Annotated in this window: 15 protein-coding genes; 12 read left to right on the plus strand and 3 right to left on the minus strand. The window is 63.3% G+C overall.

Going from position 1 to position 13,340, the window contains the following annotated elements; translation table 11 throughout:
- Nucleotides 1-22: 22 nt before the first annotated feature.
- The gene (locus GGQ88_RS20330; protein WP_246386403.1) at nucleotides 23-664 is read right to left on the minus strand and encodes a helix-turn-helix domain-containing protein; all 642 of its coding nucleotides are present in this window, start codon (nucleotides 662-664) and stop codon (nucleotides 23-25) included.
- 59 nt (nucleotides 665-723) lie between these two features.
- Between GGQ88_RS20330 and GGQ88_RS20335 the strand changes: the two genes are divergently transcribed.
- The 4 genes from GGQ88_RS20335 to GGQ88_RS20350 are packed head-to-tail and all read left to right on the plus strand — an operon-like array spanning nucleotide 724 to nucleotide 4,958.
- Nucleotides 724-1,968, plus strand: a complete 1,245-nt coding sequence (locus GGQ88_RS20335; RefSeq protein ID WP_183615260.1) for a nucleotidyltransferase domain-containing protein — start codon at nucleotides 724-726, stop codon at nucleotides 1,966-1,968.
- Between the two features lie 2 nt (nucleotides 1,969-1,970).
- On the plus strand, nucleotides 1,971-2,420 hold the full coding sequence (locus tag GGQ88_RS20340) for a type II CBASS E2 protein (protein WP_183615261.1): 450 nt from the start codon (nucleotides 1,971-1,973) through the stop codon (nucleotides 2,418-2,420).
- A complete protein-coding gene (locus GGQ88_RS20345) occupies nucleotides 2,413-3,567 on the plus strand; it encodes an SAVED domain-containing protein (RefSeq protein WP_221214805.1) in 1,155 nt (384 codons plus the stop codon). The genes GGQ88_RS20340 and GGQ88_RS20345 overlap by 8 nt, the downstream gene beginning before the upstream one ends.
- A 14-nt stretch (nucleotides 3,568-3,581) precedes the next feature.
- Nucleotides 3,582-4,958 (plus strand): phospholipase effector Tle1 domain-containing protein, encoded by a 1,377-nt coding sequence (locus tag GGQ88_RS20350; RefSeq protein ID WP_183615263.1) that lies wholly within the window; start codon nucleotides 3,582-3,584, stop codon nucleotides 4,956-4,958.
- A gap of 76 nt (nucleotides 4,959-5,034) precedes the next feature.
- On the opposite strand, the gene GGQ88_RS20355 is transcribed toward GGQ88_RS20350, so the two are convergent.
- Nucleotides 5,035-5,250 carry a helix-turn-helix transcriptional regulator gene (locus tag GGQ88_RS20355; RefSeq protein ID WP_183615265.1) on the minus strand — a complete coding sequence of 72 codons (216 nt, stop codon included), beginning with the start codon at nucleotides 5,248-5,250 and terminating at the stop codon, nucleotides 5,035-5,037.
- A complete protein-coding gene (locus GGQ88_RS20360; RefSeq protein WP_246386404.1) occupies nucleotides 5,243-5,977 on the minus strand; it encodes a hypothetical protein in 735 nt (244 codons plus the stop codon). Before GGQ88_RS20360 ends, GGQ88_RS20355 begins: the two co-directional genes overlap by 8 nt.
- A gap of 127 nt (nucleotides 5,978-6,104) precedes the next feature.
- Here GGQ88_RS20360 and GGQ88_RS20365 point away from each other — a divergent pair, with 127 nt between their 5' ends.
- From GGQ88_RS20365 to GGQ88_RS20400, 8 genes are read left to right on the plus strand one after another with little or no spacing between them, the layout of a single operon-like run.
- A complete protein-coding gene (locus GGQ88_RS20365) occupies nucleotides 6,105-6,419 on the plus strand; it encodes a hypothetical protein (RefSeq protein ID WP_183615268.1) in 315 nt (104 codons plus the stop codon).
- Between the two features lie 34 nt (nucleotides 6,420-6,453).
- Nucleotides 6,454-6,741 (plus strand): type IV conjugative transfer system protein TraL, encoded by a 288-nt coding sequence (gene traL / locus GGQ88_RS20370; protein ID WP_183615269.1) that lies wholly within the window; start codon nucleotides 6,454-6,456, stop codon nucleotides 6,739-6,741.
- Between the two features lie 12 nt (nucleotides 6,742-6,753).
- Nucleotides 6,754-7,317, plus strand: a complete 564-nt coding sequence (locus GGQ88_RS20375; RefSeq protein ID WP_183615270.1) for a type IV conjugative transfer system protein TraE — start codon at nucleotides 6,754-6,756, stop codon at nucleotides 7,315-7,317.
- 8 nt (nucleotides 7,318-7,325) lie between these two features.
- Nucleotides 7,326-8,132, plus strand: coding sequence for a type-F conjugative transfer system secretin TraK (locus GGQ88_RS20380; protein ID WP_183615271.1), 807 nt, complete (start codon nucleotides 7,326-7,328; stop codon nucleotides 8,130-8,132).
- Nucleotides 8,132-9,487: a TraB/TrbI/VirB10 family type IV secretion system protein gene (locus tag GGQ88_RS20385; protein ID WP_183615272.1), complete on the plus strand. Its 1,356-nt coding sequence runs from the start codon at nucleotides 8,132-8,134 to the stop codon at nucleotides 9,485-9,487. The genes GGQ88_RS20380 and GGQ88_RS20385 overlap by 1 nt, the downstream gene beginning before the upstream one ends.
- Nucleotides 9,484-10,353, plus strand: coding sequence for a DsbC family protein (locus tag GGQ88_RS20390; RefSeq protein WP_183615273.1), 870 nt, complete (start codon nucleotides 9,484-9,486; stop codon nucleotides 10,351-10,353). The genes GGQ88_RS20385 and GGQ88_RS20390 overlap by 4 nt, the downstream gene beginning before the upstream one ends.
- Nucleotides 10,353-10,958 carry a hypothetical protein gene (locus GGQ88_RS20395; protein WP_246386405.1) on the plus strand — a complete coding sequence of 202 codons (606 nt, stop codon included), beginning with the start codon at nucleotides 10,353-10,355 and terminating at the stop codon, nucleotides 10,956-10,958. Before GGQ88_RS20390 ends, GGQ88_RS20395 begins: the two co-directional genes overlap by 1 nt.
- The gene (locus GGQ88_RS20400; RefSeq protein ID WP_246386406.1) at nucleotides 10,955-13,258 is read left to right on the plus strand and encodes a TraC family protein; all 2,304 of its coding nucleotides are present in this window, start codon (nucleotides 10,955-10,957) and stop codon (nucleotides 13,256-13,258) included. The genes GGQ88_RS20395 and GGQ88_RS20400 overlap by 4 nt, the downstream gene beginning before the upstream one ends.
- Nucleotides 13,259-13,340 lie beyond the last annotated feature (82 nt).

Below are 13,340 nucleotides of genomic sequence, written 5' to 3' on the forward strand. Positions count from 1 at the left end.
CGACATTCATATCTGGGCGGCATCAGCCCGCTCGCGTTCGAAGCCAAGGTGGCTTAATGAGATAGGTGACCGGCACAAAACCGTTACAAGTCCATACCTTGATCCCTCGCTCCTCGAGGAGCTCGGCAAGCTTGGGCACCGGATCATGTCCAAGTCCCCATTCCTCACGAACGGAACGCGCCGCATCCTCGGCATCGCGAAGATCGTGTAGCGGATATGGTGCGCTGCGCGGCTGCTCCCATTCGACGCTTTTGAGTCCGAGCAGTTCCTCGATGGTTAGATAACGCTCGAGCAACTGCAGGGTCTGCGCCTCGATCGTCGCCTCTTCCTTGGCGCTTCGTTTCTTGCGGAAATCGACACCTTCCAGCGTCAGTTCCTCATCGCTCAAAAGATAGGATTCGCTCACGCCCAGCGTGCCCGCAAGCGCCATAAGGGCACGCGAACCGGGCATGTCCTCATTGCGCTCATATTTTCCGATCGCCTGTGCGCTGACCACATGGCCCATGCGCTCAGCGAGCTCGCGCAGCGACAATCCTGCGGATGCGCGCGCAAGCTTCAGTCTCGTGCCGATCATGGCTTGGCTACCTTTCACCCCTCGGTTTACAAAAACATCATATGGTGACGATTTTGTAAACCGAAATCCCTTGAAATCTGCAGAGCGCAATCCCACAATGCGAATGTGTGGTGCCAGTACAGCGCAGTTTTGTAAACCGGAGTCTCCAGATGCCCTCGAATATCTTCCGCGGCGACGGACGTCCGCGAGACCCCTTTGGAGACCCGCTCGATGCGATCCTGGCCGAGATCGCGGTCAATCTTCAGCTGCCACCGGGACTGCATATCAAAGCCGTCGATCGCTACGAGGCGGTCTGCCGCTATATTGATCGCCCCGGCAGCCCTCTCCAGGGCCGGGTGTCTAGCTTCTATCCCCAAGGCTCGATGGCGATTGATGCGACAATTTCGACCCGCGGCACCGATGACGAATATGATCTTGATGCCGTTGCCGAGATCATGGGCGGTAATGAAGGGCCTGAAGCGCTGCTCGACCTTCTCGAGCAGGCGCTGCAGGACTATCCAGTCTCGCGGATCGAGCGGAAGACCCGCTGCATCACGCTCTATTATGCGGATGGCATGCACCTTGACGTGACGCCGGCCCGGCGCCGCGCTCTGAAGGAGAAGGAGGGCGTGATCGCCCACGCCAAGCAGGGCCTTCCGAGCGAACATCGATATGTGCCGATGAATGCCTATGGCTTTTGCGCATGGTATAATGAGCGAACGCCGATCGAAGAGCGTTTTGCCATCGCGCTCAACCGTGAACTCTATGTCAAACACGGCTTTGCCTTCGACGCCGCCGACGTGGAGGAGGTGCCCGACCAGACCCCACTCATCGTCAAGAGCGTCACCACGGTCGCGCTTCAACTGATCAAGCGCCATCGCAACATTCTCTATGCGGATGCGTCTGGCCGGATGCCGCCGTCGGTCATGCTGTCCTGTCATGCTGGCCACGCGGCAGTGCCGGGCATGGGCCTTGCTGACATGGTCATCCGCCAGGCACGCTGGACGGCGCGGGCGATCGACCAGACCGCGCGCCAGAACAAGCTGCTCGATGTGCCCAATCCCGAATTTTACGAGGAACGCTTTACCGACCGCTGGCCGGAAAACCAATCTCAGCAGCAGCACTATGCAAGAGCGCTCCTTGCTCTGGCCGACGGCCTTCAGGCCGTCCGCGAACGCGGCATGCAGCTCGAAGACCTTCAGGACTGGTTACGGGAACAATTCGGCCAGCGTGTCGTGACCCGCTCGGTCGATGCTTACAACAAGCGGCTAGGTCAGCAAGTTCAGACCCGTCAGCACGGCTATACTCGGACTGGTGGCCTTTTTACCCCGGCCGCGCCTGCGATCATCACTGGTGCCAGCGCCCTGGCACCAGTGGCGGCACGCGCACACACCAATATGGGTGAGCGGCGCTGACCATGGTTCTCGGTGTAGATGTTCAGATCGAGGCGATGCGGGCGATCTGGCCCGAATTCGCGTTGCTCGCGCGCCAAGCCGAGACCGCCATGTGGGAAGGACCGGTCCGGCCGCTACTTCAGACCTATCGCGTTGGCATCCTCTACCGGGCGCCGCTGCTCATCGAAAATCTCGACCCTCGACGTCTGCAACCGCGCGTTTCGATCCTCTCACCGGCCTTGCGGCCGCGCCCCGGCGATCCTGAAGGCCGTTTGCCGCATGTCTATTATAGCCCGGGTGGCGACGTGACGCTGTGCCTCCTCGATGCCGAGGCGGGCGACTGGTCGCCGGCCGATCTCATCGCGGAGACGACGGTGCCTTGGACCATCGAATGGCTGGCCGCCTATGAAGGCTGGCGCGCAACTGGCAAATGGACGGCAAGCGGCCGTCATGTGGAGGCCGCTCGTGGCTAAGACTAAAGTCCCGCAAAAGGTGCAGTCGGCACTCTGGGCGAGTGCCGCCGGGCGCTGCCAGTACCGAGGCTGCAATCAGGATCTGGTCGGCGACCTTATCTCCGGCAATGAAGACGCATTGTTCGGGTTCATTGCCCACATCGTGGCCGACAGCGCAACAGGACCGCGCGGCGACCCGGTCCGCTCGCCAAAACTGGCCAAGAGTCTCGACAATCTGATGCTCCTGTGCGCGGTCCATCACAAGCTGATCGATGTCGATGATGAAGCCGGTCACCCCGAGTTATTTCTGAAGGAGATGAAAGCCAAGCATGAAGCCCGAATAGCGCTGCTGGCGGGGATCCATGAGGATCGGGCATCCCATGTTCTGAGGTTTGGCGCCAGTATTGGCACAAACGAGGCCCTCATTTCTACCCGCGACATCTTTACCGCGATGTCGCCCAATCATCATCCAGCTAGCCATCAGACGATTGATCTTGAAATGATCGGTCATGCCTTCACCGATGCTGATCCCGCCTTCTGGGCGATGCAGCAGGTCAATTTGCAGCGCAATTTCGCCGCGCGCGTCGGGGGACGGATCGAGCGCCAAGATATCCGGCATGTAAGTGTCTTTGGTCTCGCGCCGCAGCCCCTACTCATCGAGCTGGGACGGCTGCTGTGCGATATTGTCCCCATGGTGGTACATCAGCGGCACCGAGAACCTGCAACATGGGCATGGCAGCGCGACTGTCCTACGATCCGCTACCATAGGGGCGAGCCTGCTGAAGAACGCAACGGCGCCGTGGCACTGAAACTCGGGGTCAGTGCGACGGTCACCGATGACCGGATTGAACGGGTGTTGGGAGAAGGCGCCGCAATTTGGAGCCTGTGCGCCGAGAACCCACATAACGACATCGTGCGATGCCCGGAGGATCAGGTCGCCTACCGTCAGGCACTTCGGTCGTTGTTTGATGCAATCAAAGCACGTCATGGCGACAAAGCACCTATCCATGTCTTTCCAGCTCTACCGGCATCACTGGCAGTGGAAACTGGCAGAGTGTGGATGCCCAAGGCTGACCCGGAGCTCCGAATCTACGATCAGCAACGCGAGATGGGGTTCGTGCCGGCGCTCACCATCGGACTCCAGCCTGTATCAAAAGGCCATTGTTAAAGAAGGATCTGACTATGAAGCGCTTGGTGTTTTGCTTCGATGGTACGTGGAACAAGCTCGTTCCCGACCTTGCCACCAACGTTGTGCTCACTGCGGCAAGCATAGACCGGATTGACCAGCATGGGGTGACCCAAATCATCCACTACGATGAAGGTGTTGGCACTGGTGATCTCGACGCCATGAGAGGCGGAATGTTTGGCACCGGCCTGATCGACAACGTGCGCGAAGCTTACCGTTTCCTTGTATTCAACTATGATCCCGGGGATGAGATTTACGTCTTCGGATTCTCACGCGGCGCATATAGCGCGCGCACCTTCGTCGGATTTATACGCCACGTAGGACCGCTCCACCGGCTTCACGTCGGTCGGATCGACGAAGCGGTGGAGCTTTATCAGAAGCGCAAGGAAGGCAAAGACGGGACCGGCGAGGCAATGCGCCGCTTCCGCGCGGATTTCTCCGACAAGGTGTGCATTGGCGCTGCCGATGACGACTGGCGGTGCGCAAACCACCCGGGCTACACGGCCGGCAAGGCACCGCAGCTCCGAATTAAATTCCTGGGGGTCTGGGACACTGTCGGCGCGCTCGGCGTCCCGGAGATCCTGCCGTTCAGCGGGTGGCTCAACAAGGAATATGACTTCCACGATCCGAGTTTGGATTCGTTCGTCGAGCGTGCACGGCACGCGGTCGCCATCGATGAGAGGCGCGAACTCTTCCCGCCCGTGTCGTTCGGCGACATTTCCTCGCTCAACGAGACCGCCGACTTCACCAATGATGATCCGAATGCTCCCTACCAGGAGCGGTGGTTCCCCGGCGTGCATGGATCGGTCGGAGGCGGCGGCGACATCCGCGGCCTATCTGACGACGCGCTTGCTTGGGTGCTGGCAGGGGCGAAGCAAGCCGGGCTCAAGCTGGATACCAGCGTGGGCACTCGCATACATGGCTTTCAACCAGACCCCTTGGCTCCCCTCGTGAATGAGGCGGATCCGGAGTGGAGCGCGACACAAGTATTCAAAGACGACCGTGAAGGTCCCGAACACCTGTGGCAGCTGTCGGCGAGCACTATCCGTCGCTGGCGCTCGCCGGCCGAGCGGCTTGGTGGCAAACCATATCGTCCCGGTGCCCTTGCTAAGGTCGCCGATAAGCTTGATGCGCTGGGACCGTGGGACTTCGTTCCGCCCACTGATCTGGTCGCAACAGAGAAGGTGAAGGTGGGCGACCTGCTCAGCACATATGCACGCCGCCATTATGGCGACGCTGAGCTCTGGCCCGAGATTTTCGAAGCCAATCGGGATGTCCTGGACGACCCCGCAGAGATATTCCCGGGTCAGGAGATCAGGATACCGCGCCGAGCCGTTACGCCTTTGCCGCCTTCAGCAGTCATGTGTTCCTGATGATAGCTTGCGGCAAGGAGGGTCTGCCTGTTCGGGTGTGGAGTCGTCCCGGCTTTGAGGACACTGGTGAGTCCGATCATGCCAGTCTGCAGGAAATCCAGACCTGAATATCGTCCTCAGCCCATGCAACTGCATACCCGCCCAGCTGAACAGGCTTCGGAAACTTGCCCTCTGCCATCCAGCGGTAGATCGTCGATCGCCCGAGCCCGACCCGGTGCTGCACCTCCTTGAGCCGGATAAGCCGCGTTACCCTCCGGGGTTCGGGTGGACCCAAAGGTTCAGCTTCAACCATGACGTCCTCCCAAGCTGGCGCCATGGCCTTCACCTAGCAGGGCATCCTTGCGCTCGAGCTCATCGATGTGATCGGCCAGAAGCCGGGCCACACGGTGGGCAGTGCCCTTGGCCCAGCGGGGCTTAACGTCATGAACCTGGTTGCCGAGGACGCGTTCAAGGGCGGACGGCAGCTCTCCGACAAGCTCTTCGAAGAAGCGGGCGATGTCAGTCTGCAGCCAGCGAGTAGCCTGATCGCCCCCAGCGGCGAGGAACAGCAGCAATTGAGCATGCGGCATCGTTCCTGACGAAGCCAGGATGCGCAGCGCCTCGCCAACGCTTGGACTACGCTCACCGCACAGGGTCCGGCGCAGCGCGTCTTTGTGGATGTCGGCCTCGCGCGCGATCTCGCAGCGATTGCGGCCGCTCAGTTCTACTGCGGCGTGAAGCAGGTGCGCGAGGTCGCGGCGGGTCTGGGTTTCACCAAGTACGCCCATATCGATCATTGCTGTTTCTCCTCTGGCTGGAATGACCGACTCACGGGCTATGCGAAGAGGATGGGTGTAGGAAAACGAAAAGAACATAAAAGGAACGAATAGGAGAAAGCGAATCAGACGGGTTTGGCGATTCGCGCGAAAATGCGGAGCGGAATCGCGAAATTCAGCCGGCCTCGCGCGATATCCGGCCGCAGTGGCGCTTATGATGTTCGGGCTGGCGCGATTGCCGGGCTGACGACACGTCCAGGTCATTTTTTGCTTGGTGGGCGCACCGCAAACGACGGCTTCGATTTCCTACAGGGGCATCGAGGGATCACGAAGAACAGACAGCGAACGGTTGGCCGCTTGCTGGTCTATAAATCTTCGAAAGGCCCTGCCCATGAATACCCCTCTCCAGATTGCCCGACGTTCCCAGCTCAAGGACTATGTCCTGCCTGCGCTGGTGGCGCTTGCCGGTGCCGGTGCGGCTTATGCCGGCGCTGACACCACCTTCGACCCCGCTCTCGTCAAGTTCACGGATTTTCTCGAAGGCTCGGGCGGCAAGATCATCACCGTGCTCAGCCTCGCCGGCGGCCTGATCGGGCTTGCCTCGGGACGCTTCACCCTCGGCCAGATCGCCGTTCCCGTGGGCGTCGGCATTGGCGTCGGCACCGGCGTGCCGATCGTCACCTCGGTCGTGACCGCGGTCATCTGAACAGCGGATCCGGTCACGGCGGGAGGGCGGCAACATGGCCGACAAGTACCTCGTTCCCCAACGGCTCGACGACCCGGAGCTTATCGGCTTCTGGACCATCGACGAGTTTGCGGGGCTGTTGATCCCCTTCGCTTGGGGGATCCTGGCGCAGCACATCTTCATCGGGATCGCACTGTCCTTTGCGGCCTGGTTCGTCTTGCGGAAGGCGAAATCCGGAAACGCGGGCTCGGCGCTGGTGCATGCTGCCTACTGGTACCTGCCCGGGGGTTTTCTCGGGCTTAAGGCCACGCCGCCCTCCCATTGCCGCCTTCTGGCCGGCTGAGGGAGAAACGCAATGCGCGCAGAATTCGCATACGAAGAGGCCCAGAAATATCTACGCCAGCGCAATTGGCTGGCTCTGGTTGCCGGGGGCCTCGCCGTCACCACGCTGTTCGGGGTGGGAGCTGCCGCGACCCGGGACCGGGAAGTCGTTCTTGTCCCGGTGACCAGCGAACGGCTCACGCTCTCCAGCGCCGGTCCTGACGCGCATTACCTCGAGCTCGTCACCCGCGACACCGCGCTGATGCTGCTCAACCGCGCGCCCCAGGGGCTCGACTACTGGATGGCAGAGATCCTCAAGCTTGCCGATCCGGCAGCTCACGGCCGGCTCAAGGCCGAGCTCGTCAAGATCGTCGACGAGCAGCGCGGCTCGGACATCTCCCAGGCCTTCGTCATCCGCAAGATGGAAGTCGATCCCGCCACTCTCACTTCGACCGTCACCGGCACGCTCAAGACTTTCGTCGGCGCGCAGGTGATCGCCAGCAACGATCGCAGCTTCCGGTTCCGCTGGAGCCGCCGAGGCCTCGCACTCGGGCTCACCGGCTTCGAGCAGCTGCAAGACCAAAGCCAGAAGGACTGAAGACGGCCATGAGCTATTTAACCCCATCGACCGCGCTTGGTGCCGGTCTTGCCTGCTTCGGCCTTGGCGCCGCGCGCCATATCGACACTGGCTTCAAGGCGCTTGGCGCTGCCCTGTGCGCCCTTGCGTTCAGCGCTTCACCGGCCTTGGCCGACCAGTTTGTCGAGGCCGCCGACAATGCCAAGATCGACTGCACGCTCTCGCGCGGCGAGCTGACCCGCATCGCGCTGGTGGGCGATGGCTTTGCCAACGTCTCGAAGATCGCGAGCGCCTATCCCTTCAACGATTTCACGGTGACCCATGAACCGGTCCGCGGTGACATCTACATCTCGGTCCCGCCCCAGTTCGCCGCCGACCGGGTTAGCTTCTTCGCCACGAGCAAGGCGGGCTACGTCTACAAGTTCGCCTGCCGGACGGCCGCCCAGGACGCGAGCCAGATCTTCGTCACCAATCCGGCGCTCAAAGCGCACGAGGCCGAAGACTGGGAGCAAGCGAGCGGTCCTGACGATGCAGCGATCCGCCTGATCGAGGCGATGGCCGGTGACGCAGTTCTGCCGGGCTTCTCGGCGCGAACCGAACTTGGCGTGCCCCGCAAGACCGGCGGCATCGAGGTTCAGCTTGTCGCCGAATACGCCGGCGCCGAGCTGACCGGGCAGCGCTTGCGCTTACGCAATCTTGGCAAGGATCCGCTCGATCTCGCGGCGGACCGTGAGGGCCCCGCCGGCACAATGGCCTTTGCCTATGGCCGCGACGTCCTGCGTCCGGGCGAGGCGACCAGCGCCTTCCTTGTCTTCCGCAAGGGAGGGCTCGAGTGATGGCAAACGAAACCGTGACGCCGGAAGTCGATCCGGCTGCGCAAGCTGCGCAGGCAAACGCCACGCCGGAAAGTCGGCGTGAAGTTGGACGCCGCAACCTCAATCGCCAGATTGCCCAGCGCCAGAAGGCGCTGCTGATCGGGGTCGGCGCCATTGCCCTGGTTGGCGGTGCGACGTTCCTGTTCAGCGGCGATGACGGCAAGGGGGCGGGTGCGACCGGCGAAGCCGTGTCCATCGACACGGGCGGGCTCGTCAACCGCAACCTCTCCGAACGAGAGTTCGTGGCGACTTACGGCAACAGGGCTGATGCCCAGGACCGCGAGATCAAGGCGCTCAAGGAAGGCCAGGTGCCGCGCCCCGAGCTCGAGCAGCAGCTCGCGGCGCTCAAGTCCGAGAATGCGCAAATGCGCACCGACGGTCAGCACGCAATCGACGCCATCTCGGCGGAGAACACCGCGTTGAAGGCGGAGCTCAACCAGGCTTCGCGGGCGCCGGCACCTGTCTCGCCGCCGCCGGCCTATGGGCCTGGTGTTGGCTCGGGCGTCGGTCCCACTGCTCCCGGTGCAATCCGGTTGGGCACAGGAAGCGCGGCGCCGGGCGAAGCCCCGAACGAAGCCAAAGTCAGCCTGATGAGCTTTGAGACGGGTGCCTCAGTGCCCAAGAAGCCCGGCGGCGACGCTGCTGCCCCGCAGCTCCTGCTGCAGGACAGCCGGGATTACCTGCCGCCCAACAGCTATGCGCCGGCGCGGGTCATCGTCGGGGTCGATGCCTCCACCGGCGTTGCCAGCCAGACCGATCCGCTGCCGGTGGTGCTGCGGATCACCGGCCCGGCGCGCTCGGTCATGCGCGGCGGCAAAGTGCTGACGACCGACATAACCGGCTGCCTCGTCAATGGCGCGGCCCGCGGCGATCTCAGCAGTGAGAAAGTCTATGTGAAGCTTGCCCGCATGACCTGCGCGCAGCCCGGCGGCCGCTATGCGGTGAGCGAGGTCAAAGGCTTCATCAGCTTTGCCGGCAAGTCGGGCGTTCGCGGCCGTGTTGTCAGCCGCGAGGGCAGCCTCGTGAGCCAAGCCCTGCTTGCCGGGATCGTTGGCGGCTTTGGCCGCGGCTTTTCAGCCAATGCCAATGGCATTTTCACCGGACAGGTCGGGGCTGACGGCAAACGCCAGTCACTCTCGCCGACCGACATTGTCGCGGGCGGTCTTGGCCAGGGCGCCGGCGAGGCCGCTGACACGGTGAGCAAGTACCTCATCGAACGCGCCGAACAATACCAACCCGTCGTCGAGATGCCGACTGGCATCGAGGTCGAGATCGTCTTTCTCGACGGCGTTCACGTCAGGAGCAATACGAAATGAATTACTCGCAAAGTCAGCCGGGTCTGAAGGCCCGCGCCGCGACGGCAGCGCTTGCTGTCACCACGGCGTTTACCGTGATCAGCCTCGGCCTCGCTGCGGTTACCTCCGAGCCTGCCCGCGCCAGTGACACGCCCAGCGATGTGCGTGCTGCGCTCAAGGCGCGCCTGCCCAAGACGCCGATCGATGCACTCACTTGCGAAGGATTTGGCGGCCTGTGCGAAGTCGTATCGGGCAATACGCTGTTCTATGTCGACGCTGCCGCGCGCTACCTCTTGGTCGGCCGGCTCTATGACATGGAGACGCGCCGCGATGTGACCGCCGCCCGTCTGCTCGAGCTCAACCCCGACCTTATCGCGGCCGGTGCTGCGCGTGCTGGGGGAGACAGCAAGCCGCAGGATGAACAGCCGGCAGGCGCCCTCCCGGCGAAGGTCGATCTTTCGCGCCTGCCTGCCGATGGCGCCGTGCGCTGGGGCAATCCGCAAGGCCCCAAGGTCGTGGTCTTTTCGGATTTCCAGTGCGGCTACTGCCAGCGCCTGACCGGCGAGCTCACCACGGCCGGTGTTCAGGTCGAGGAACGGCCAATCTCGATCTTCGGGGCAAAGAGCCGGGCACTGTCCGAAGCTGTCCTTTGCGCGCCCGATCCGGTGGCTGCGCTGCATGCCGCTTACGCCGGTCAATCGGCGCGCACCCCGCAGGGCTGCAAGCCCAAGGGGCTCGATGCGAACGAGACCTTTGCGCGGGCCAACGGCTTTTCCGGAACGCCGGTGATGGTGCGCGCCAGCGATGGCGCGGTGCTCCAGGGCTATCGCCCGGCCAACGAGATCCGCCGCTTCCTCGGGCTCGCACCTGCCAAGGGAGGCCGCTGATGCTGCGCTCCCACAAGCAATCACTTGCCGCTGCGCGCCTGGCTGCGCTGATGGCCGTTCTCACAACGACCAGCGGCTGCGCGGTGCTGGGCGGCAATGTCAAAGGCAGCTTCTCGTGCCGGGCTCCGGAAGGCAATTGCGCTCCTACCTCGGTGATCGACGAGGCGGCCACACACGCTGCGCGAAAGGTGCCTGAAGCGGCCCTTGCGCCCGCCGCGCGGATCAAGTCACAGATTTCCGAAGGGCGGCTGCGCGTCGTTCTTGCGGCTTATCGCGATGCAGATGGGCGGACGCACGAAGCGCGGGTCGTCGATGTGCCGTTGCCGACCAGTGCGCCAAGCCAATTCCAGGATCCGTCGAGCCGGCGTGAAGTTGCCCGGGCTTTGGCCCGAGCGGTGAACGCCGCCCGCCACCCGGACGGCGCAGGAGAGCTGCCTGTGCCTGCTACCGCCGATCCCACCAACACCGCCTTGCCGGACGTGCTCACTGCCCCCTTGCAGCACGCTCCGGCCGGGGGACCCGGGCCAGCCTCCCTCCCAGCCCGGGTCCCCCAACCAGATGTCGATCAAGAGGTGTCCACGCCTCAGGAAGGTCAAAAGCCATGACTCTCTCGCTTAGCAGGGCGCGCGACGCTCTGATGGGTTCGCTGTTTGCCGATACGGCCTCGGCAGAAAAGCCGCGGGCGCGCTTGGGCCTCGACATGCTCTCCGACTGGCTCCCGTACCGGGTCTTCGATGAGAGCGCCGGGCTCTATCGCAATGCCCGCTCGAAGGGGTTCATCCTTGAGGTGACCCCGCTTATCGGTGCCGACGAGCGCACTGGCGAAATCCTGGGGCAGTTCTTCTCCGAAGGGCTGCCGCAGGGGGCCTGCCTGCAGGTGCTCAATTTCGCCAGCCCGCGCATCGGGCAGATTGTCTCGCCATGGTTTGCTCCCCGCTATGAGCAGGGCGGCATCTACGAGGCAATCGCGCGCGAGCGGCTCGCACGGTTCTACGATCTCGTCTGGGAAAGCGGTTCGGCGCATGCGCCCTTCCATGTCCGCAGCAGCCGGCTGATCGTCTCGCTCGGGGTACCGGAGAGCTCCGGTGTCACCGACGCAGAGCTCACCGAATGCCGAGAGGGGCTCCTGGGGCTCATCCATTCGCTGGGGCTCGAAGCCCATGCACTGCGGCCCTCGGCGCTCATTGGGCTGATCGACGAGTTGACCTCGCCGACCACGGCCCGCGAGCCGGAGCGTGCAGGCTGGAACCCGCTTGAGCAGATCGACGTCCAGGCGATCCGCGGCGATATCGAGCTCGAGGTCGAGGACGACCGCATGGTGCTGCGAACCGAGCGGTTCCGCGAGATAGGCCGCGACAGCGCCGGCAATCCCGAAGTCGGGGAATGTCTGCCCGACAGCTTCGACGTCCGCCACTTTGCCGTGCGCTCGTTCCCCGAACGCTGGGCGCCGTGGGAAGGCGCACGCCTCATCGGCGACATGTTCACAGACAAGCTGCGCTTCCCTTGTCCGACCGCGACGATGCTCTGCCTCGTCTATCCCGACCAGGATGCGGCATCGGCGCGGGCTGGGTACAAGTTCATGCGCACGACGAGCCTTAGCCAAACGAAAAGCGCGCGCTTCCTGCCCAAGCTCGCCGACCAGTCGGCCGAATGGCGGCATGTCCAGAACGAGCTGCAGGCGGGCAAGAAGCTGGTGAAGCTGTTCTATGGCCTCACCAGCTATTCACCGCTTGGATCGGGCGATGCGCAAGAACGCGTGATCAAGGCGATCTTCAAGGCGGCGGGCTGGGATCTTGCCGACGAGCGTTTTCTCCAGCTCCAGGGCCTGGTTGCGGCTTTCCCCTTGAGCCTCGCCGATGGGCTGGCGGACGACATGCTTCGCCTGAAGCGCATGCGCACCATGCTTTCCACGACGGCGGCCAATATCGCGCCGATGCAGGGCGAGTACCTCGGGCGCAGCGTCCCCCATCTCCTCCTCGTCGGCCGCCGCGGCCAGCCCTTCTGGTGGTCGCCCTTCGAGAATGGGGCGGGCAACCACAACATCGCCATTTGCGGCAAGTCGGGGTCGGGCAAGTCGGTCCTGCTCCAGGAGCTGTGCGCGGCCCTGCGCGGGGCAGGCGCGAAGGTCGTCGTGATCGACGATGGTCGCTCGTTCGAGCATTCGGTCAAGCTCCAGGGCGGCCGGTTCGTCGAGTTCACGCTGGCGGCGGGGTTCTCGCTCAACCCGTTCTCGATGGTCGACGATGCGCGGGCATCGAGCGATGAGGACTACCGCCTCGACTGCTTCGCGATGATCAAGGCGATCATCGGGCAGATGGCGCGGCACGACGATAAGCCCAGCGACACCGAGCGCGGGCTCATCGACCGGGCGGTAACGTCCGTGTGGGACACGCTCGGCAGCGGCGGCAGCATCAATGATATTGCCGCGGCGCTTGAACAGGGCGGCGCTGAGCTCGGCGCCAACCTCGCGACCGCGATTTCCCCTTATTGCCGAGGCGGCAGCTACGGAGGGTTCTTCTCGGGCAAAGCCAGTTTCGCGCTCGACGATGATTTCACGGTCTTCGAGATGAGCGATCTGGCCTCGCGCGAGGAACTGAGAAGCGTCGTGCTCTCGGCTATCATGTTCATGACCGGCCAGGCCATGACGCGCACGTCGCGCGCAACCCGCAAGCTCCTGCTGATCGACGAGGCCTGGAGCATGCTCAAGGGCGGCTCGATGGGCGAGTTCGTCGAAACCTATGCCCGTACCGCGCGCAAATATGGCGGCGCGCTCGCGACCGCCACCCAGTCGCTCAATGACTATTACAAGTCGGATGGCGCGCGCGCCGCGCTCGAGAACAGCGACTGGATGCTGATCCTCCAGCAGAAGGCCGAGACGATTGCCGACTTCCGGCTGGACTTGTAACGGTTTTGTGCCGGTCACCTATCTCATTAAGCCACCTTGGCTTCGAACGCGAGCGGGCTGATGCCGCCCAGATATGAATGTC

The sequence above is a fragment of the Novosphingobium hassiacum genome (genome assembly GCF_014196055.1).
Taxonomy (GTDB): Bacteria; Pseudomonadota; Alphaproteobacteria; order Sphingomonadales; family Sphingomonadaceae; genus Novosphingobium; species Novosphingobium hassiacum.

Excerpts from the sequence above, each read along its gene's own strand:
- GGQ88_RS20335 (WP_183615260.1), top strand. The coding sequence starts at position 724 with ATGCCCTCGAATATCTTCCGCGGCGACGGACGTCCGCGAGACCCCTTT.
- GGQ88_RS20340 (WP_183615261.1), top strand. The coding sequence starts at position 1,971 with ATGGTTCTCGGTGTAGATGTTCAGATCGAGGCGATGCGGGCGATCTGG.
- GGQ88_RS20350 (WP_183615263.1), top strand. The coding sequence starts at position 3,582 with ATGAAGCGCTTGGTGTTTTGCTTCGATGGTACGTGGAACAAGCTCGTT.
- GGQ88_RS20355 (WP_183615265.1), bottom strand. The coding sequence starts at position 5,250 with ATGGTTGAAGCTGAACCTTTGGGTCCACCCGAACCCCGGAGGGTAACG.
- GGQ88_RS20360 (WP_246386404.1), bottom strand. The coding sequence starts at position 5,977 with ATGACCTGGACGTGTCGTCAGCCCGGCAATCGCGCCAGCCCGAACATC.
- GGQ88_RS20365 (WP_183615268.1), top strand. The coding sequence starts at position 6,105 with ATGAATACCCCTCTCCAGATTGCCCGACGTTCCCAGCTCAAGGACTAT.
- traL (WP_183615269.1), top strand. The coding sequence starts at position 6,454 with ATGGCCGACAAGTACCTCGTTCCCCAACGGCTCGACGACCCGGAGCTT.
- GGQ88_RS20375 (WP_183615270.1), top strand. The coding sequence starts at position 6,754 with ATGCGCGCAGAATTCGCATACGAAGAGGCCCAGAAATATCTACGCCAG.
- GGQ88_RS20380 (WP_183615271.1), top strand. The coding sequence starts at position 7,326 with ATGAGCTATTTAACCCCATCGACCGCGCTTGGTGCCGGTCTTGCCTGC.
- GGQ88_RS20385 (WP_183615272.1), top strand. The coding sequence starts at position 8,132 with ATGGCAAACGAAACCGTGACGCCGGAAGTCGATCCGGCTGCGCAAGCT.
- GGQ88_RS20390 (WP_183615273.1), top strand. The coding sequence starts at position 9,484 with ATGAATTACTCGCAAAGTCAGCCGGGTCTGAAGGCCCGCGCCGCGACG.
- GGQ88_RS20395 (WP_246386405.1), top strand. The coding sequence starts at position 10,353 with ATGCTGCGCTCCCACAAGCAATCACTTGCCGCTGCGCGCCTGGCTGCG.
- GGQ88_RS20400 (WP_246386406.1), top strand. The coding sequence starts at position 10,955 with ATGACTCTCTCGCTTAGCAGGGCGCGCGACGCTCTGATGGGTTCGCTG.